This window comes from Bradyrhizobium sp. Leo78 (assembly GCF_059512425.1).
On the sequence record NZ_JCAMOT010000009.1, the window covers coordinates 83,858 to 101,047 of the forward strand.

Genomic DNA, 17,190 nt, shown 5'->3' on the forward strand with positions numbered 1-17,190 from the left:
ACAGTTTGATGTCGCAGTCTACTCCGCCGCGAGACCCGTTGCGGCCAGCTCGGCTTCCTTGTCGTAATCGTGCACGACGCGGCCGAAGGGCAGCGTCAGATCGGCGAGGAAATGATGCGCGCCGACCACGCGCCGCACCGGAAAATCCGCAACCGGCGCATTGACGTGCGGTACCAGATGCAGCCGGCCGGGACCGATCCATGAGCCCTTGACGTTGATGTCGGTCAGGTTGATCGCGACGAGCTGGCAGACTTCGAGACGGCCATCGACCCCCGGGATCATCTTCAGATTAACTTGCGTCTTCGACAGCGTCGCGCGGGTGATGTCGCCATTGCCCGCCATGCTCTCATGCTTGTAGCCCATGGTGCCCATGGCGACGAGCTGGCCGGCGTATTCGAGCGTGCCGGTCAGCGTGTCCTTGACGATCTCGAGCTTGGGATGGGCGTATTTCTTCGGAAAGCCCCAGATCTCCCGGCCCGCCGCAATCGGCGGATCATCGTCGAGGTACATCTGCGAAACAAAATTGACCTCTTCGCCGTGCAAGCGCGCCGGGATCACCAGACCGGACTCGGTATAGCTGCCGAAGCCGGAACTATCAGGCATCTTGATCCATTCGTAGTGCACGATCGGCTGATCAATCGGCTCGAGCGGCTCAGGCAGCCCGGCACGGATCAGCGCGGGATCGGTCTCGTAGGTGATGACCAGGAATTCGCGATTGACGAAGCGGTAGGGTCCTGCGGGATAGCTCGGGCCCGCGGCAGGCATTGACGGAAGCCGCAATAGTTCTTCCCTGCGCATCGCAAATCCCCTGTTTTGCAATTAATGGCCCGAACGCTAGCGACGGACATTGACATTGATATGAGGGATTTCCTTCAGCCGCGTGACCCGAATGTCCCCTTGGCGGCTGTCATCAGCGCGTCACGGGCACACGGAATCGTTGGCGCGCAGGGAGTGCAAGGACATGGATGCGCGTAGCCCACATTTCGACGAACAAGAAACTGCAACCTCCCATCGCGGCTGGCGGCCGGAGCGCTGCGACCGTGTCGCGCTGGTGCTGCAAGGCGGTGGTGCGCTCGGCGCCTACCAGGCCGGCGTCTATCAGGCGCTGCACGAAGCAGGTATCGAGCCGGACTGGATCTGCGGCGTCTCGATCGGCGCGATCAACTCGGCAATCATCGCCGGCAATCCGCCGGAGCGGCGGCTTGAGCGACTGCACACATTCTGGGACCGCATCACCAGCCGCAAGATCTGGCACTACACGCCGGACGGCGACATCTTCCGCAAGGCCCGCAACTTCACCTCCTCGTTCATGACGACGGTGCTGGGCCAGCCCGGCTTCTTCGCGCCCCACACCACCAGTCCATGGTTCAGCCCAGCCGGCGCCAGGACCGCCACGAGCTATTACGATACGGCGCAGCTACGCGAGTCGCTGCTCGAGCTGGTCGATTTCGAGCGCATCAACTCCAAGAGGATGCGCTTTGCCGTCGGCGCGGTGAACGTGCTGTCGGGCAATTTCATCTATTTCGATAACGCGCATGACGAGATCATTCCCGAGCACATCATGGCGAGCGGCGCGTTGCCCCCGGCGCTGCCGATGGTAAAGGTGGGCACCGACCATTTCTGGGATGGCGGCATCGTCTCCAACACGCCGCTGCAGCATCTGCTCGATCAGGTCGACAGCCTCAATTCACTGGTATTCCAGGTCGACCTGTTCTCGGCCCGCGGCGTGCTGCCCCGCGACATCCACGACGTAATGGCCCGCCACAAGGACATCATGTATTCCTCGCGCACGCGCTACAACACCGATATGTATCGCAAGACCCACAATCTCCGCGCCCGCCTCTATAAGGCGCTGTCGAAGATTCCGAACGAGCAGCTATCGGAGGAAGAGCGCCAGCTCCGCGATTCCAACAGCGCCCTGCCGAGCATCGCGATCCTGCAACTGATCTATCAGCAGAAGGCCTATGAAGGCCACGCCAAGGATCACGAATTCTCGGGCACCTCGATGCGCGAGCACTGGATGAGCGGGCATGAGGACACCAAGCGTACGCTGATGCGGCGCGACTGGATCAAGATGCCCGACGCCGGCATGGGCATCGTGGTCCACGACGTGCACCGCGAGAGCGAGGCGTAGGACTGCCGAAAGGACGCAGGCGCCACGCATTCCCCCCCCTCATCCTGAGGAGCCTGCGCATCAGGCGTCTCGAAGGATGGGCCGCGGGTGAGATCGGGGCCTCATGGTTCGAGACGCGCTACGCGCTCCTCACCATGAGGGTCAGGCAGCAACTACGGCCTTGTCGACATGCTGCTCGGCGGCCCCGCGGTCCGGATCGGCTCAGCCAAACGCGCGAATTCGCACAGCAGCGAGCGCGTCCTGCGGGGGTCGATCACCTCCTCCACCCAGAACTTTTCGGCCGAGCGGAATGGCGAGCGCAGCTTGTTCAGACGGTCCTCGATCTCCTTCAGCTTTGCCGCCGGATCGGGCGCGGCCTCGATGTCGGCACGGTAGGCGGCCTCGATGCCGCCCTCCAGCGGCAGCGAGCCCCAATAGGCCGACGGCCAGGCGTAGCGCATCGAGAAGCGGTTCGCCGGCTGGTGCACAACGCCGGCGACGCCGAAGGCGTTGCGCACGATGATCGTGCACCAGGGAACGGTGCTCTGGTTGACCGCCGCCATCGCGCGCACGCCATGGCGGATGGTCGCGCTCTTCTCTGCCTCCAGCCCGATCATGAAGCCGGGGCAGTCCATCAGGTAGACCACCGGCAGATGGAAGGTCTCGGCGAAATCGACCCAGCGGACCACCTTCTGGCAGGCTTCCGCGGTCCACGAGCCGCCATAGTGGAAGGGATCGCTCGCCAGCAGCAGCACCGCCCTGCCCTCGAGCCGCGCCAGGCCGACAATGATCGGCTTGCCGAAATTGGCGCTCACCTCGAAGAACGAGCCCTTGTCGACGACAGCGTCGATGATCGGGCGCATCTTGTAGACCTGCCGGCGATTGCGCGGCACCGCCTTCGTCAGCGATTCCTCTGATCGTTCAGGATCGTCGGTGCAGGGAATGGTCGGCGGCAGCTCGAACACCGATTGCGGCAGATACGAGAGGAAGCGCCGCGCGCACTCGAACGCCTCCTCCTCGGTCTCGACTGCCTGATCGATCGCACCGGCGCGGGTCTGGATGTCGGCGCCGCCGAGTTCCTGCTTGGTCAGGTCCTGCCCGAGCCGCTTCACCACCGGCGGGCCCGCAACGAACATCGCGGAGTTCTTCGTCATCACCGAATAATGCGTGGCCGCAAGTCGCGCCGCGCCAAGGCCTGCGACCGAGCCGAGCCCGAGACCGACGACCGGCACGCGCGCGAGGTTCGCGGTCGTGTACCAGTACCAGCGCGTGCCGCCGACGCCGCCGGGCAGGTTGGCCGCGCCGCGCGTCTCGATCGTCTTGACCGAGCCGCCGCCGCCGGAGCCTTCGATCATGCGGATGATCGGCAACCTGAAATCGTGCGCCATCTCCTCCGCCATCAGCGGCTTTGCGGAGATCGACGCATCGGCCGAGCCGCCGCGCACGGTGAAATCGTCGCCGACCACGACCACCGGACGGCCGTCCACCTTGGCGCGGCCGAACACGCAGTTCGCGGGCGTCAGCTGCTTGAGCTCGTTGTTCTCGTCATATTCGGCGATGCCGGATATGGCGCCGATCTCGTGAAAGGATTTCTGATCGACGATCTTGTCGATGCGCTCGCGAACGGTGAGCCGGCCTTGATCGCGCTGTCGTTTGACCTTCTCAACGCCTCCCATCTCCCGCGCGAACGCTTCGCGCCGGGCGAGTTCGTCGAGTTCCGGCTTCCAGTTCATTCCTTTCCTCCGCTTTTACGATCTTGTTATGGTTCACGGCTGCCGGAACAGGTTTTCGCTCGAGCCGGTTATTGAAGATGCTGGCGTCGGCGCCTTCGAGCAGGCTGGCGAGCGCGGCGCCGAGCTGCACCATTTGCGGCCCGACCTCCTTGTGCAGCCGCTTCTCGTCATACATCGCCGACAACAGGCCGATCGTGGTCACGACATAGGTCTGGTATTGCGGCGACCATAGCGGCACCGCGACGCCGTTGATGTGCGGGCTCCAGAGGCCGCAGGCGACGACATAGCCGTGCTCGCGCAAGAGGCGACGATTGCCCTCGATGCGCGGCTTGAGCAGCTTCGCGCCTTCGGGAATCTCGCGCTCCATCTCCGCGATCAGGGCATCGCCGACCTCGGGCTCGAGCGCGGCCGTATAGGCGTGGCCCGCAGCGGTGGTCGCCATCGAGATCCGGCTGCCGGTGACCTCGTGCAGGCCGAGAGCGTTCGCCGAGCGCGCGTATTCGAGATAGACGAGCTGGAACCGATCGGGGATGACGAAGCCGACGGTGCCGGGCAATTGCTCGGCGACGTCCTGCAGACGCTGACGGATCAGGTTGCGGAGCTGCAGGCCCTTCATCATCGCGGTGCTCATCGCCACCGCGCTAGGACCTATCCGATATTTCTGGTCCCGCGGCAGATAGACGAGCTGGCCCATCCGCGTCAGCGTGTGCGTGAGCCGCGACACCGTCGATCGCGGCAGGCCGCAACGATTCGATATTTCAAGATTACCGAGCCGCGCTTCGTGTCCTTCGAAACATCTGAGGACATCAAACGCGCGCGACACGACCTGGATCACGTCGCCCTCGCCTGCGAGATCGCTGGCGAGCATTCCTTGCCGGCTAAGCCGCTCTGAGCGTCTTCCCATTTGTTATAGGCTCCATTCCGCCACACGGAATAAAATTCCACTTGCAGAACAAGCTACCTCAGGCAATGTGCGGCCACAACAAAAGCCGTTCGCAGAGCGCTATGCGTTTCGCGAAACGGATGGGGAGCGTGGAATGCCAGATATCAAGATCATCACCGAAGTGGCCGGCCGTGTATGCGCAATACCCGTTGAGGCCGGTGCCAGCATCGCAGATGGCGACGAGGTCGCGCTGGTTGAGGCGATGAAGATGGAGATTCCGGTGACGTCGACCGCGTCGGGCACGGTCAAGTCGATCCTCGTCAGCGTCGACGACGTGATCGCCGAAGGACAGGCGGTCGCCATCGTCGAGACCTGACGCGCACACATTCAAGGCTCGATCCGCGACAATCTGTCCGGTGATGCAACGATGGTGGTAGTGCGCGCCAACGGTGCGCCGTTGCCATCATCGCGATGCGATGCAATGATCCTCGCAAACAACAAGTTTCGCGTAGCGAAACATCAGGGAGGAATCATGATCCGTCGTCTGCTCGCGCTCGGCGTCACCCTACTCGCATCAGGGCCTTCGCTCGCCGAAGATATCAAGCTGCCGCCGACGATGGGGGTGACCGCCTACGACACGGGCACCGCGGGATTCAATATCGCGGTCGGTGTCGGCAAGATGATGAAGGACAAATACGGCACCGACCTCCGCGTGCTGCCTGCGGGCAACGACGTGGCGCGGCTGGCGCCGCTCCGCGCCAAGCGCGCGCTGATGTCGGCGATGGGTTCCGGCACCTATTTCGCGCAGGAAGGCGTATTCGAGTTCGGCGCCAAGGAATGGGGACCGCAGCCACTGCAACTCCTGTTGTCCACGGTCGACTGCAATGCCGGCTCGCTCGGCGTCGCCGCCGATATCGGTGTCAAGGATATCAAGGACCTCAAGGGCAAGCGCGTCGGCTTCGTGGTCGGCTCGCCCGCGCTGAACCAGAACTCGCTCGCCATCCTCGCCTTCGGCGGTCTCAAACAGAGCGACGTCAAGGCCGTCGAATTCGCAAGCTACGGCGCGATGTGGAAGGGCCTGATCAACAACGACACCGACGCTGCCTTCGGCACCACCATCACAGGACCCGCGAAGGAAGCCGAGACCTCTCCGCGCGGGCTGATCTGGCCACCGCTTCCCACCAATGACAAAGCCGGATGGGAACGGGTGCAGAAGGTCGGCTCGTTCTTCTTCCCGCATCGCGCGACCTGCGGCGCCGGCATCTCGCCGGACAAGCCGATCGAACTCGGCACCTATCCCTACCCGATCTTCGTCGCCTATGCGTCAGTGCCGGCGGACCAGGTCTACGCCATCACCAAGGCGATGATCGTCAACTACGACGCCTACAAGGATTCCGCTCCGGGCGCGAGCGGGCTTGCCGCCGACAGGCAGACCAAGAACTGGGTCGTGCCCGTGCATCCCGGCGCCGTGAAGGCGCTGAAGGAAGCGGGCCAATGGACCGACCAGCAGGAGGCCCACAACAACGCGCTGTTCAAGCGCCAGGACGTGCTCACCGCCGCCTGGACGGAATATGGCAAGTCCAATCCGCCCGCGGACGAGAAGGCGTTCCTGGAAGGCTGGATGAAAGCGCGCGCGGCAGCGCTTGCCAAGACCAACATGTCGAACGGCTTTGAATAAAGCCACCAGCTTCCATTGCAAGCTAACGCCATTGTGGGGATCTCCTGATGTCAGCTTCTCCGCTCGATAGCGCCGTGGCCGCGCCGCCGAAGAGGATCGAGTTCGAAGATCCCCATGCCGGCGCCGGCAACATGCAGGAAGCCGAGGTCACGCGCGTGCGCAGCCTGCGCGGCGGCTGGCGCTGGGCGCTGGTGGTCGCGACCGCGGCCACCATCCTGCTCTGTATCAACCAGCAATTTTCGCTGCGCTTCCTGATCGGCTACACCCAGCTCAACACCGAATATTTCTATCTGCTGATCGCGCTGATGCTGCCGTTCACGTTCCTGATCTTTCCGGGAACGGGGACCGCGCCGCTCGACCGGATTCCCTGGTACGACCTTCTCCTGTTCGTGCTGACGTTTGCTGCGGCGATCTGGCTGATGCTCAACATCCGCAAGGCCGCGCAGTACGGCTGGGAATCCGACGGCGCACCGCGGAACGTCCTGATTGCAGGCGTCGTGATGTGGGCGATGCTGATGGAGGCCCTGCGCCGCACCGGCGGCTGGAGCCTCTTGCTCAGCGTGTTCCCCTTCACAGTCTATCCGCTGTTTGCCGAGGCCAAATGGCTCGGGCCGTTTCGCGGCTCCGAACTCACCTTCGACCAGGCCACCGCCTATCATGTGCTCTCGGGCGAGAGCCTGCTTGGGATTCCGATCCAGGCCTTTGCCGATACCGTAATCGGCTTCCTCGTGTTCGGCACCGCACTGATGATGACGGGTGCCGGAAAATTCTTCATCAACATCGCCTTTGCGCTGTGCGGCACGTTCCGCGGCGGGGCGGCGAAGGTCTGCATCTTCGCGAGCGGACTGCTCGGCATGATGTCCGGCTCGATCATCTCCAACGTGCTCACTGCCGGCACCATGACCATCCCGGTGATGAAGCGCAGCGGCTTCCGCGCCTCCTATGCCGGCGCCATCGAGGCCTGCGCCTCGACCGGCGCGGTGCTGGCGCCGCCGGTGATGGGCGCCACCGCCTTCGTGATCGCGCAGTTCCTGAACATCAGCTACGCCGAGGTCGCGGTCGCCGCGATCATTCCCGCCGCGCTCTATTATATCGGCCTGTTCGTGCAGGTGGACTCCTATGCGGCGCGTCATGGCCTGAGGGGCATTCCGCGGGCCGAGCTGCCGCGGGTGATCGATACCCTCAAGTCGGGCTGGTACTACGTGTTCGTCATCGCGCTGCTGATCGTGATGCTGCTCTACTTCAAGCGCGAGAGCCACGCCCCGTTCTACGCCACTGCGCTGCTGCTGGTGTTGAACCAATTCTTCTCCAAGGACACGCGCTGGACCTGGGCCACGATCGCAAAATTCCTCGAGGTCAATGGCCGCACCTTTGTCGAGCTGGTTGGCATTCTCGCCGGCTGCGGGCTGCTGATCGGCGCATTCTCGATGACCGGCGTGGTCTCCAGCCTCGCCAACGACCTGCTGACGCTTGCCGGCGACAACGCCTTCCTGCTGCTGGCGATGTGCGCCCTCACCAGCCTGATCCTGGGGCTCGGGCTGACCACCACGGCCTGTTACATCTTCCTCGCCATCCTGGTGGCGCCGGCGCTGGAGAAGCTCGGACTGAACCGGATGGCGGTGCACATGTTCATCTTCTACTGGGGCATGCTGTCGTCGATCACCCCACCGGTCGCGATCGCTTCGTTCGCCGCAGCCGGCATCGCCGGATCGCCGGCGATGAAAACCGGGTGGGAATCGATGTGGGTCGGCAGCATCATCTATTTCATCCCGTTCTTCTTCGTGCTGAACCCGGCGCTGGTGCTGCAGGGACCTTCCCCCTATCTCGCCGGCCTCGGCCTGATGGCGCTTGCCGGTTTCGGCACGCTGTTCATCTGCGGCGGCATCCAGGGCTATCAGGCCTTTGTCGGCGACCTCAGCCGCGCGGGCGCGCTGGAGTGGCCGCTGCGGGTGCTGCTCGTGATCGGCGGCTTCGTGGTAGCGACACCCGGCGGCGGCATCAACCCGTTGTCGCAGATGCAGGTGACGCTGCTCGGGCTTAGCATCCTGGTGCCGACGGTCCTGATCGCGCTGCTGCTGGTCCGGCGGCAGGCGCTCATACCGAACCAGTTGCGCGCCCCCTGATTGCGTTGCACAACAGGAGGCGATGAAACCCGAGCCGCCTCCTTCCAGCGCCACCGCCTGGACCCGCTCAAGACCGCCTCTGCTGCGGTTCCTGCAGTCATGCCGCGACGAGTTCGCCGCCGAGACCGGTGGCGCCGTCGCCGATTACATCCCCGAGCTCGGCAAGGCCGACCCTGCCCATTTCGGCATCAGCCTCGCCACCCTCGACGGTCACGTCTACGAGGTCGGCGACAGCAAGGTGCCCTTCACCATCCAGTCGATGTCCAAACCCTTCGTGTTCGCGCTGGCGCTGGACACGCTGGGGGCGGCGCGGGTGGAAAGCGCGATCGGCGTCGAGCCGTCGGGCGATCCTTTCAACTCGATCCGGCTGAATGCGGAGAACCATCCCTTCAACCCGATGGTCAATGCCGGCGCCATCGCCTGCACCGGGCTGATCCATGAGGCCAAGGGCGATGCCGCCTTCGACTATATCCGGCAGGCGCTCGGCCGCTTCGCCGGGCGCGAGCTCGCGCTCGACGAGGCCGTCTATCTTTCCGAAAGCACGACCGGGGACCGCAATCGGGCGATCGGCTATCTCCTGCGCACCAATGCGGTGATCAAGGACAACGTCGCCTCCGTGCTGGATGTCTATTTCCGGCAATGCGCGGTGCTGGTGACCGCGCGCGATATCGCGATCATGGCGGCAACGCTTGCCAATCGCGGCATCAATCCGGTGACCGGCAAGCAGGTGATGACGCCGTATGCGATCTCGCGCACGCTCTCGGTGATGACCTCGTCGGGCATGTACGATTTCGCCGGCGAATGGATCTATCGCGTCGGCATCCCCGCCAAGAGCGGCGTCGGCGGCGGCATTCTGGCCGCGCTGCCCGCCCGACTCGGGCTCGGCAGCTATTCGCCCAAGCTCGACAAGCACGGCAACAGCGTGCGCGGCATCAAGGTGTGCGAAGCGCTGTCCTCGCATTACGACCTGCATATGCTCAACCGCAGCGACGATGCGCGCACCAGCATCATCGCCGATTACAATATCGGCAAGAGCCCGTCGCGCCGCGTCCGCCGCCCGCATGAGCGCGACATCCTCGCGGCGCATCACGAGGAGGTGCGGATCATAGAATTGGTCGGCACGCTGTCGCTCTCCGCTGTCGATTACGTGTCGCGGCGGATGGCCTCGGAGCGGCGGCCGCAATTCGTCGTGTTCGACCTGCACCGCGTCACCTCCACCACCCGTGCCGGCGCGCGGCTGGTGGCGGAGGCCTTCGAGGAACTGGCCGCGCTCGGCGTCACCGTGATCCTGTCCGGAATCAAACGCTCATCGACGGAATGGAAGACGCTGCGCGAGTGGACGGCCAAGCTCGGCAACATCAGGGACTTCTACCTGCTCGATACCGCAATCGAATGGGCGGAGGACCAGATCGTCTACCGCTATGGCGGCTCGATCGATTTCTTCGAGACCACGGAATTGTCCGAGCAGCCGCTGCTGGCCGGATTGAGCGCGGAAGAGCTGACCGACCTCGCGTCGCTCGCTTCGACCCACACCTACCGCTCCGGCGAGAAGATCATCTCCGCCGGCGATCCCGCTGGCTCGCTGTTCTTCCTGCGCAGCGGTGTCGTGCACGTCACCCTGCCCGACGGCGTCCGCCTGGCGACGCTCACCGCCGGCATGGCGTTCAGCGAGATGGCGCTGATCGAGCCCATCCGTTCCGCCGACGTGCTGGCGGACCAGGCCGCGACCGCCTGGGAAATCCCGCTGCGCGACTTCGAACGGTTCCGCAAGCAGCATCCGCGCGCCGGCGAGCGGATCATGCGCAACCTCGCGCAACTGCTCGCCGACCGGCTGATCGTCGCAAACGCGAAGGTCGATCTGCTGACGGCGACGTAGAGTCCCTTCTCCCCGCGCGCGGGCCTTCCCAGTTCCCTCTCCCGCTCTTCGCGGGGAGAGGGTTAGGGTGAGGGGCCGCTTCCGCGAAGATGGTGATAGCTGTATTCGTGGAAGCAGCCCCTCACCCGGATCGCATCTTCGATGCGATCCGGCCTCTCCCCGCGCGCGGCAGGGCTATCGCATATGGCCGAGCAAGGTGAGGAGGAAGCTGTCGTCCCAGCCGGCGCGCTTGATTTTTCGACGTATGGAGGTGGGACCAGGACAAGACCGAAGGATGTTGAGCGCGAGCCTGCGCAGGATGGCGAGGTTCTCGGGAGCATTATCCATTCTGGCCCGGTTGCCGTCCTCGTCGAAGTGGACGTCAAGCACCCAGTGCAATTGGTTCTCGATGGTCCAATGACTGCGCGTGACCTGCAGCAGCCGCCTGGCGGACATGGACTTGGAGAGCACGTAATAGCGCACGACCGGCGGCTCGGCGCGATTGCCCTGCAATTGCCTGCGCGAGGTGACGCGGCCGATCGCAACGACGCCCGGGAAGCCATGGACGGCAGCCAGGCTGGTATTGCGCATGATGGTTGCCCGGCGCGCTTCGCGCCGGTCGTGGGTGGACGGTTCGACCGTCTTGACGGCCCTGCGCTCGCCGGACCGGGCAAACTGCGCGACCACAGTCTTGAACAGAGGTCCACGGTTGGCCTTGATCGCCAGCACGTAGTCGCCACCGCGATCGAGCACCGTCTTGGCCATTGCACGATGGCAATGCAGCGCATCGGCCGTGACGACGCAGCCTTCGAGCGACAGCAGCGCCAATACCTCCAACGCCCCCTTGGTCTCGTTGCGGCCGGGAGCCTTCTGCTGGGCCAGCGACATGCGCGCTTCCACCGCAAAGACGTTGACCAGATGCAGAGGCTCGTAGCGCGAACCGCGCTCGAAGGCGCCTCGCAGCGCTTTGCCGTCGATCGCGACCACCCCGCTGAGATTGAGCCGGTTGGCCTTGGCAAACGCCGCCATGAAGCGCCGGAACGCTGCCTCGAAGGCTTCCGGCTCGAGCAAACGGAACACGCGACTGAAAGTGTCGTGGCTGGGAATCCCATGTTCCAGGCGCAGAAACAGCCGAAGCAGGTCTGCCTTGGCCTGTCCGAACTCCGCCATGTCCGAGCAGGTCTCTGCTCCGCACAGGACCGCCGCCAAGGCGATAACCAGTACCTCCAGAAGGTCGTGTCGTGCATTCGCTGCACGTGGGTCCGACAACCGCCGAAAAGCCTTCTTGAACTTCCCCATACGACTCCCTCCGCCTTGTGGGAGCCGCTCTCAGAATCCATCCTGCAAAACAACGCAATAGAGGCCGCAAATCCATATGCGATTCCCCTGCCGCGCGCGGGGCGAGGCGAAGAAGAGCGCGGCGGCAGCTCGATCAACCCACCACTTCCGTGACCGGCTGCAGGTCGATCTCGAAGGTCTCGAGGAATTTCGAGGTCATGATGTAGAAGCCGACCGAGAGCTGCAATTCGACGAGCGCGGCTGGCGTCAGTTTCGAGGCGATCGCGTTGAAGGTGGCATCCGTCGGCTTGTTGAGCTTGACGATCTCATCGGTGAAAGCGAGCGCGGCGCGCTGCACGTCGTTGAAGCAGGTGGCGGACTGCCAATTCTCCAACGCTTCGTTCTGTTCGTCGGTGACGCCGACATTCTTGCCGATCCGTTTATGCGCGACGATTTCGTAAGGAGCTTCGCACAGGATGCCGGTGCGGGTGATCGCAAGCTCGCGGACAACAGGATCAAGCTCGCCTCTGTGTCGGATCGCGCCACCGAGCCGGCAATATTGCTCAAAATAACTGGGCGAATGCGCCATCATGCGGAAGATGTTGGCGTTGCGATTCTTGTCGAGGATTTCACGGGTGCGATCGCTGGCCTTGGCGGGATCGCTGTATTCGATGCGGGCCATTCTTTTCCGTCTCGTTCTTTTTTCTCGGTTTGCTTCGGTTCCGTTAAGTTTCAAAACACTATCCGCCGCTTGACGCAGGAGCAACACAGCCGAGTCAAAATGCCGCCGCAATGCTGACCGACCCTGCTACCGTCGATATTCGCCGAGTGGGGACTCAATCGGAGCGAATGTCCGACGCGGGGTGTTCCGAGAGTACCAATCTAAAAGGCCGTCGCTTGCGCGGATTCCGCGCCACGATGAGTCACGCCCAAGTCTAGGGAGACAGGCATGAAGGAAGCCACCAGGAGGGCGGCCTCGGAGGCGCTCGCGCAAATGCTGGCGGTGACGGCAATGGTCGTCATCGCCAGCATTGTGCTCTATTGGCGGTGACCGCGATCATCTAACCTTTTCAAAATACGGCACCACGCGGCCCGCGAACTGCGCAAACCGCGCGGTCACCTTGTCGCCGATCGCAAGATCATTCTCGCCGTGGGCCATCATGCGGAAACCTTCGGCGGTGTCGACCAGCACGATGTTGTAGGGAACATGCGCGCGCGTCTCGGGCGCCGCGGCGCGGCAGACCAGCGAGGTCGCGTAGACCGTCCCTGTCCCGCTGGCGCGCTTTTCCTGCGGATCGGGCGTGCCGCAGGCGGCGCAAAAGCTGCGGCGGAAATATTGCGCAGCGCCGCAAGCGGTGCAGGATTGGTAGACGATCGCTTCCGCGCCGCTGGTCCAGTCTGCAAGCTTGCCGCTCATCGCACCCGCTCCAGGAACATGCTGACATGCGAGGACAGCACGCCGCCATCGCCATGCAATAGCGCGATCGAGGCGTCGCGGACCTGATGGTTGCCGGCTCGCCCGGTCATCTGCAGATGCGTCTCGACCAGATGCGCCATCGCGCCGCCGACGCCGCAATGGCCGTAGCTCAGGAGACCGCCATGGGTGTTGAGCGGCATCTCGCCGTCCTGATTGAAGTAACCCGCACGCACGCGCGCGGCTGCCTCGCCGCGCTTGGCCAGGCCGAGATCTTCGAGCAGCATCGCAAGCGTGATGGTGAAGCTGTCGTAGACCGCGGCATAGCGCACATCGGAGATCGCAACGCTGGAGACCGCCTTGGCCTTGGCGATCGCGATCTCGGCGCCGAGTTCACTCAAAGCCGGCGCGGCGGTGACATGCTGATGTGTATGCGCCTGCGCACAGCCGCGGATGCGCACGCCGATGTCGCTGGTCCGCTCGCGGCTGACCACGAACGCTGCGCCACCGTCGGAAACCGGGCAGCAATCGAGCAACTTCAGCGGCTTCGCCACCGGCTTTGACGCCATCACGTCAGCGACCGTGATCGGGTCGTGGAATTGCGCGCCGGGATGGCTCAGCGCGTGCTTGCGCATCAGCACCGCGAATTCAGCAAGGTCTTCCTCGGTGACGCCGTATTCGTGCATGTAGCGCGAAGCAACGAGGCCGTAATAGGCGGGGATGGTCGGACCCAGCGGCACTTCGTAATCGGGATGACCGACTTGGGCGAGCGCCTGGATCGAAGCGTCGCGGCTCTGGCCGGTCAGCCTGTTCTCGCCGCCGACCACAAGCACATGCTTCGCCACGCCGGCATCGACGAGATGATGCGCCAGCATGGTCATCGCGAGCCCGGTGGCACCGCCGACCTGCACGGCATGGGCGTAGGACGGGCGGATGCCGAAATGCTCGGCGAACACGGTCGCGAGCATGATGTGGGGCGATACCGTGGAATAGCCGCAGAGGATGCCATCGATCTCCGATCGCCTCACGCCGGCGTCCGAAATTGCAAGCTCAGCCGCCTTGCTCATGAGATCGAGCGAGGATGAGCCTTCGTGCTTGCCGAACGAGGTGAGCCCGACGCCGGTGATGAAGCTCATGGTCGCCCTCCGTCATTCCGGGGCGCGTCGAAGACGCGAGCCCGGAATCCATTGCGCCTCCTCGCATGCGGCCCGATGGATTCCGGGCTCGCCGCTTCGCGTCGCCCCGGAATGACAGGGTGAATCACCGCGGCCATCCTCAATACGACTTCGGCAGCCCGAGCACCTTCTCGGCGATGAAACTCAGGATGAGCTGCGGGCTGATCGGGGCGATGCGCGGGATCAGGGATTCCCGCAGGTAACGCTCGACATGATACTCCTTGGCATAGCCAAAGCCGCCATGGGTCATCACTGCCTGCTCGCAGGCACGGAAGCCGGCTTCGGCGGCGAGGAACTTCGCCGAATTGGCGGCGGGCCCGCAAGGCAGGCCCTGGTCGTAGTGCCATCCGGCCGACAGCACCATCAGCCACGCGGCCTCCAGCTCCATCCAGCATTTGGCGAGCGGATGCTGGATCGCCTGGTTCATGCCGATCGGGCGGTTGAACACGATGCGGCTCTTGGCATAGGCCTGCGCGCGCGACAGCGCGACCTTGCCCAGCCCGACCGCTTCGGCCGCGATCAGGATGCGCTCCGGATTCATGCCGTGCAGAATATATTCGAAGCCGCGGCCCTCCTCGCCGAGGCGATCCTCGATCGGAATCTCGAAATTCTCGAAGAACAATTCATTGGAATCGACGGGCTTGCGGCCCATCTTCTCAATCTCGTGCACGGTGACGCGCTTCTTGTCGAAATCGGTATAGAACAGGCTCAGGCCCTGCGTCGGCGTCCGCACTTCTTCCAGGGGCGTCGTGCGCGCCAGCAGCAGGATCTTGTTGGCGACCTGCGCGGTCGAGATCCAGACCTTCTGGCCGTTGACGATGTATTTGTCGCCCTTGCGCACCGCGCGGGTCTTGAGCTGGGTGGTGTTGAGCCCGGTGTTCGGCTCGGTCACCGCAAAGCAGGACTTGTCGCGGCCATCGATGATCGGCGGCAGCATGCGCTGGCATTGCTCCTTGGTGCCGAACACGACCACCGGATTGAGCCCGAACACGTTCATGTGCACGGCTGACGCGCCCGACATGCCGGCGCCGGACTCCGAGATCGTGCGCATCATGATCGCAGCATCCGTGATGCCGAGCCCGGAGCCGCCATATTCCTCGGGGATGCAGATGCCGAGCCAGCCCGCCTCGGCCAGTGCACGGTGGAAGTCGGCGGGGTAGCCGCCCTCCTTGTCCTTCTTCAGCCAATAGGCGTCGTCAAAGCGCGCACAGATTTTTGCCACAGCATCGCGGATGGATTCCTGATTGGCCGAGAGCGCAAAATCCATCTGTCTCTGTCCTAGTTGTCGAGTGTCTTGGTGACGCCGTCCCGGAGCATGGCGGCGATCTCACTTGCGGAGAAACCAGCCTCCCGCAGGACCTCCACGCTGTGCTCGCCGAGCCGCGGCGCCAGCCGCTTCGGCTCGGCTGTCGTCTCCGACCAGCGCGCCGAGACCTTCATGCTGCGGATACGGCCTTCGGTCGGATGCTCGATGACCGGAAACACATCGGTTGCAACGATGTGCGGGTCCTGCAACAGGGTCTCGAGATCGTGCATCGGCATGACCGGCACGTCGGCCTTCTCGAGAATCTCGTTCCACTCCGCGGTGGTCTTGGTCTTGAGGATGCGCGCAAGCTCGGCGTAGACGCAATCGATATTGGCGGCGCGGCCGGCGAAGGTCGCAAATCGCGAATCCCCGCGCAGATCGTCGCGCCCGATCGCGGTGAAGAAATTGTCCCACTGCTTGTCGTTGTAGACGATCACGCAAATATAGCCGTCGCTCGTCTTGTAGGGACGCCGGTCCGGCGACAGGTGCCGCTTGTAGCCGCCGCGGTCGAGCGGCGGATCGTAGGTGAGGCCGCCCATATGATCGCCCATGACGAAGCCGGCCATGGTCTCGAACATCGGGATGTCGACGCGCTGCCCCTGCCCGGTCTTGTCGCGATGCACGAGGCTTGCGCAGATCGCGCCGACCGCGGTCAATCCCACGATGCGATCGACCAGCGCGTTCGGTACGTAGCGCGGCACGCCGTCCGAGGTCTGCGCCATCAGCGCCGGCAGCGCGGTCGCGCCCTGGATCAGGTCGTCATAGGCGGGCTTGGCGGCATACGGTCCGTCCTGGCCGAAACCGAACACACCTGCATAGATCAGCCGCGGATTGATCTTGGAGACGACGTCGTAGCCGAGCTGCAATCGCGCCATCGCCTGCGGGCGCACATTGTAGACGAGCACGTCAGCCTTGGCGATCAGGCGCAACACGGCCTCGCGGCCGGCCGGCTTCTTCAAGTCGAGGCAGATCGAGCGTTTGCTGCGGTTGGTGTTGAGGTACACCGGGCCCATGCCGGTATGGCGCGTCGGGCCGATCTGGCGCGTAACGTCGCCGTCGGGCGATTCCACCTTGATGACATCGGCACCGTAGTCGCCGAGCGTCTGGGTCGCATACGGCCCCATCAACACGGTCGTCATGTCCACGACCTTGATGCCATCCAGCGGTCCCATAGCCTCGTCATCCTCTCAGAAAGGCAGCCAATCACGGCCGCGTTATCGCTTCCGGGGACCTAGTAACGGCAGGGCGTCCGCAAGATCAAGGCGCGCAGCGCGTATGGGCGTATGCGCGATGGGTAGCGGATTATCTTGTCGATCGCGCGTCGCGCTCCTTCATCAGCCGCTCGAGCTCGTCATTCTGCTGGCTGATGCGGTCCGCAATGCGCGCCTCGTTCTGCTCGCCGGATGCCGCGGCGGCCTGCTCGATAAGTTGCCTGATGTTGTCTTCAAGAATCGCGATACGGTCGTTGAGTTCGTCCAGCGACAACGAGCTTTCGTTACCCATGATACACGCTCCGAAAGTCTGCGCCGCGGCATACCGCGGCAAATTCGTCGCATTGTAGGTGGGCAAAGCGAAGCGTGCCCACCGTCACGAGCGGAGTGCTTGATGTGGGCGCGCTTCGCTTTGCCCACC

Annotated in this window: 15 protein-coding genes; 5 read left to right on the top strand and 10 right to left on the bottom strand. The window is 63.9% G+C overall.

Annotation, left to right across the window (positions count from 1 at the left end; genetic code table 11):
* Window positions 1-18 precede the first annotated feature (18 nt).
* Entirely contained in the window at window positions 19-798 is a 780-nt protein-coding gene (locus AC5ZG1_RS14160) for an acetoacetate decarboxylase (RefSeq protein WP_496133215.1), read from the bottom strand.
* 163 nt (window positions 799-961) lie between these two features.
* Here AC5ZG1_RS14160 and AC5ZG1_RS14165 point away from each other — a divergent pair, with 163 nt between their 5' ends.
* Complete coding sequence (locus AC5ZG1_RS14165; protein WP_496133216.1) at window positions 962-2,134, top strand: patatin-like phospholipase family protein; 1,173 nt, start codon at window positions 962-964, stop codon at window positions 2,132-2,134.
* Between the two features lie 152 nt (window positions 2,135-2,286).
* Here AC5ZG1_RS14165 and AC5ZG1_RS14170 read toward each other — a convergent pair whose 3' ends face one another.
* Both AC5ZG1_RS14170 and AC5ZG1_RS14175 read right to left on the bottom strand, forming a co-directional pair.
* A complete protein-coding gene (locus AC5ZG1_RS14170) occupies window positions 2,287-3,846 on the bottom strand; it encodes an acyl-CoA carboxylase subunit beta (protein ID WP_496133217.1) in 1,560 nt (519 codons plus the stop codon).
* On the bottom strand, window positions 3,776-4,750 hold the full coding sequence (locus AC5ZG1_RS14175; protein ID WP_496133218.1) for an IclR family transcriptional regulator: 975 nt from the start codon (window positions 4,748-4,750) through the stop codon (window positions 3,776-3,778). The genes AC5ZG1_RS14170 and AC5ZG1_RS14175 overlap by 71 nt, the downstream gene beginning before the upstream one ends.
* A 133-nt stretch (window positions 4,751-4,883) precedes the next feature.
* On the opposite strand from AC5ZG1_RS14175, the gene AC5ZG1_RS14180 reads away from it, so the two are divergent.
* From AC5ZG1_RS14180 to glsA, 4 genes are all read left to right on the top strand, one after another.
* The gene (locus tag AC5ZG1_RS14180) at window positions 4,884-5,105 is read left to right on the top strand and encodes an acyl-CoA carboxylase biotin carboxyl carrier protein subunit (RefSeq protein ID WP_028164618.1); all 222 of its coding nucleotides are present in this window, start codon (window positions 4,884-4,886) and stop codon (window positions 5,103-5,105) included.
* Between the two features lie 156 nt (window positions 5,106-5,261).
* A complete protein-coding gene (locus AC5ZG1_RS14185) occupies window positions 5,262-6,407 on the top strand; it encodes a TAXI family TRAP transporter solute-binding subunit (RefSeq protein WP_496133219.1) in 1,146 nt (381 codons plus the stop codon).
* Between the two features lie 47 nt (window positions 6,408-6,454).
* Window positions 6,455-8,530, top strand: a complete 2,076-nt coding sequence (locus tag AC5ZG1_RS14190; protein ID WP_496133220.1) for a TRAP transporter permease — start codon at window positions 6,455-6,457, stop codon at window positions 8,528-8,530.
* A gap of 22 nt (window positions 8,531-8,552) precedes the next feature.
* Window positions 8,553-10,406, top strand: coding sequence for a glutaminase A (gene glsA, locus AC5ZG1_RS14195; protein ID WP_496133221.1), 1,854 nt, complete (start codon window positions 8,553-8,555; stop codon window positions 10,404-10,406).
* Between the two features lie 174 nt (window positions 10,407-10,580).
* Here glsA and AC5ZG1_RS14200 read toward each other — a convergent pair whose 3' ends face one another.
* The 7 genes from AC5ZG1_RS14200 to AC5ZG1_RS14230 all read right to left on the bottom strand — a co-directional run bounded on the left by AC5ZG1_RS14200 (window position 10,581) and on the right by AC5ZG1_RS14230 (window position 17,061).
* Window positions 10,581-11,684: an ISAs1 family transposase gene (locus tag AC5ZG1_RS14200; RefSeq protein WP_130224974.1), complete on the bottom strand. Its 1,104-nt coding sequence runs from the start codon at window positions 11,682-11,684 to the stop codon at window positions 10,581-10,583.
* A gap of 133 nt (window positions 11,685-11,817) precedes the next feature.
* A complete protein-coding gene (locus AC5ZG1_RS14205) occupies window positions 11,818-12,345 on the bottom strand; it encodes a carboxymuconolactone decarboxylase family protein (RefSeq protein WP_464346163.1) in 528 nt (175 codons plus the stop codon).
* Between the two features lie 375 nt (window positions 12,346-12,720).
* Window positions 12,721-13,080: a Zn-ribbon domain-containing OB-fold protein gene (locus AC5ZG1_RS14210; RefSeq protein ID WP_496133222.1), complete on the bottom strand. Its 360-nt coding sequence runs from the start codon at window positions 13,078-13,080 to the stop codon at window positions 12,721-12,723.
* Complete coding sequence (locus AC5ZG1_RS14215; RefSeq protein WP_496133223.1) at window positions 13,077-14,213, bottom strand: thiolase family protein; 1,137 nt, start codon at window positions 14,211-14,213, stop codon at window positions 13,077-13,079. Before AC5ZG1_RS14215 ends, AC5ZG1_RS14210 begins: the two co-directional genes overlap by 4 nt.
* Window positions 14,214-14,352: 139 nt before the next feature.
* A complete protein-coding gene (locus tag AC5ZG1_RS14220; RefSeq protein WP_130231085.1) occupies window positions 14,353-15,519 on the bottom strand; it encodes an acyl-CoA dehydrogenase family protein in 1,167 nt (388 codons plus the stop codon).
* A gap of 11 nt (window positions 15,520-15,530) precedes the next feature.
* Entirely contained in the window at window positions 15,531-16,730 is a 1,200-nt protein-coding gene (locus AC5ZG1_RS14225) for a CaiB/BaiF CoA transferase family protein (protein ID WP_456641786.1), read from the bottom strand.
* 130 nt (window positions 16,731-16,860) lie between these two features.
* The gene (locus AC5ZG1_RS14230) at window positions 16,861-17,061 is read right to left on the bottom strand and encodes a hypothetical protein (protein WP_027579670.1); all 201 of its coding nucleotides are present in this window, start codon (window positions 17,059-17,061) and stop codon (window positions 16,861-16,863) included.
* Between the last annotated feature and the right edge of the window lie 129 nt (window positions 17,062-17,190).

Excerpts from the sequence above, each read along its gene's own strand:
- AC5ZG1_RS14180 (WP_028164618.1), top strand. The coding sequence starts at position 4,884 with ATGCCAGATATCAAGATCATCACCGAAGTGGCCGGCCGTGTATGCGCA.
- AC5ZG1_RS14230 (WP_027579670.1), bottom strand. The coding sequence starts at position 17,061 with ATGGGTAACGAAAGCTCGTTGTCGCTGGACGAACTCAACGACCGTATC.
- AC5ZG1_RS14185 (WP_496133219.1), top strand. The coding sequence starts at position 5,262 with ATGATCCGTCGTCTGCTCGCGCTCGGCGTCACCCTACTCGCATCAGGG.
- AC5ZG1_RS14175 (WP_496133218.1), bottom strand. The coding sequence starts at position 4,750 with ATGGGAAGACGCTCAGAGCGGCTTAGCCGGCAAGGAATGCTCGCCAGC.
- AC5ZG1_RS14165 (WP_496133216.1), top strand. The coding sequence starts at position 962 with ATGGATGCGCGTAGCCCACATTTCGACGAACAAGAAACTGCAACCTCC.
- AC5ZG1_RS14170 (WP_496133217.1), bottom strand. The coding sequence starts at position 3,846 with ATGAACTGGAAGCCGGAACTCGACGAACTCGCCCGGCGCGAAGCGTTC.
- AC5ZG1_RS14200 (WP_130224974.1), bottom strand. The coding sequence starts at position 11,684 with ATGGGGAAGTTCAAGAAGGCTTTTCGGCGGTTGTCGGACCCACGTGCA.
- AC5ZG1_RS14215 (WP_496133223.1), bottom strand. The coding sequence starts at position 14,213 with ATGAGCTTCATCACCGGCGTCGGGCTCACCTCGTTCGGCAAGCACGAA.
- AC5ZG1_RS14210 (WP_496133222.1), bottom strand. The coding sequence starts at position 13,080 with ATGAGCGGCAAGCTTGCAGACTGGACCAGCGGCGCGGAAGCGATCGTC.
- AC5ZG1_RS14160 (WP_496133215.1), bottom strand. The coding sequence starts at position 798 with ATGCGCAGGGAAGAACTATTGCGGCTTCCGTCAATGCCTGCCGCGGGC.
- AC5ZG1_RS14220 (WP_130231085.1), bottom strand. The coding sequence starts at position 15,519 with ATGGATTTTGCGCTCTCGGCCAATCAGGAATCCATCCGCGATGCTGTG.
- glsA (WP_496133221.1), top strand. The coding sequence starts at position 8,553 with ATGAAACCCGAGCCGCCTCCTTCCAGCGCCACCGCCTGGACCCGCTCA.
- AC5ZG1_RS14205 (WP_464346163.1), bottom strand. The coding sequence starts at position 12,345 with ATGGCCCGCATCGAATACAGCGATCCCGCCAAGGCCAGCGATCGCACC.
- AC5ZG1_RS14190 (WP_496133220.1), top strand. The coding sequence starts at position 6,455 with ATGTCAGCTTCTCCGCTCGATAGCGCCGTGGCCGCGCCGCCGAAGAGG.
- AC5ZG1_RS14225 (WP_456641786.1), bottom strand. The coding sequence starts at position 16,730 with ATGGGACCGCTGGATGGCATCAAGGTCGTGGACATGACGACCGTGTTG.